A 1,082-nucleotide genomic window follows, 5' to 3' on the forward strand; every position below is an offset into this window, starting at 1 on the left:
CGACCACCGGCCGCAGGCGACACCGCTGTCACCCCCTTGCCCCGCCAAAACTCTTGATCATTACGGGACAACCTTTAGTTTGTAGCATTGGCCGCAATCGCGAACCGCTTTGGTGCTTCCTGCGTCTTCACCACGGTTCCAGCCGACGTCAACGCTTCCAGCGCGTTGTTCACAGCGCCCTGAGAACGCCCGAGAGCCCTGCCGATGTGCGTCGGCCCGAACGCCTCGCCTGGATGCATGCGGAGGTAGCTCTCCGTCAGCTCCCTCAGCGCACCGGGCTTCAGCCGTCCTTCCTTCAACGGTTCGAACGGCTCGCGAGTAGGAACTACCGCCTCGGCCGACTCGGGTTCCGCGACCACGTCCGGCTCCACCACGTCGGTGGCGACAGCCGACCACAGATCACCAGCGCGTCGGCCGTCGACCACCCCGCGTGCCGTGCGTATTGCGGTCCCATTTGCCTCCCAGCGCGCCAGAATCTTCCCGGCGGTGGATTTGTTGATTCCGACGCTGGCCGCCAGATCAACGGCCGTGGAACCTGGCGCGGCGACCAAGACCGCCCGTAGCTTGTCCGCAGCAGTTTCGGGCGCAGTGACGCCGCTGTCCTTCTCGATCTTGGTTGTCGTCTTGGTTCGGTTCTTGCTGGGCATGACGGTCTCCGCTTCTCAGATGTGGTTTCGCGGTCATGCCCTGGCCAGGGCTTGCATGTAGCCTGCGGCTCGCTACCGCTTGAACCGGCTACAGGACTATGAACGCTTCCTTCAACACGAGAAGTCAAGCGGCTACTAGAAGAATCTCTGTCTCTTGTAGACACATCGGCGACCAGGACAACATCGCACGACTTTCTGGCCCTCCGCAGAAGTCCCGCACGGAACCAGCCTGCCGGGCTTTATGGGCGAAGTTATTCCAACTCATCGGTACTCGCACACAAGCAGACCCGCGCTGGTCGTTTGGGCGCTAGCTTTCTCGTATGCGACGTCCTTCGGCGTTCACGCTCGTGGGGTCTGCTGCACGGATTGGTGACATCTGAGTTGGCTTGCCGTGATGGTGAGCTGGGAGGATGTCGCTGTGCCCAAGCCCTACCC

General features: G+C 62.1%; 1 protein-coding gene. It reads right to left on the reverse strand.

What is annotated here, in order from left to right; genetic code table 11:
* Window positions 1-74 precede the first annotated feature (74 nt).
* The gene (locus BMW88_RS40755) at window positions 75-647 is read right to left on the reverse strand and encodes a MarR family transcriptional regulator (RefSeq protein WP_089962623.1); all 573 of its coding nucleotides are present in this window, start codon (window positions 645-647) and stop codon (window positions 75-77) included.
* Between the last annotated feature and the right edge of the window lie 435 nt (window positions 648-1,082).

The organism is Lentzea xinjiangensis (assembly GCF_900110955.1).
Taxonomy (GTDB): Bacteria; Actinomycetota; Actinomycetes; order Mycobacteriales; family Pseudonocardiaceae; genus Lentzea; species Lentzea xinjiangensis.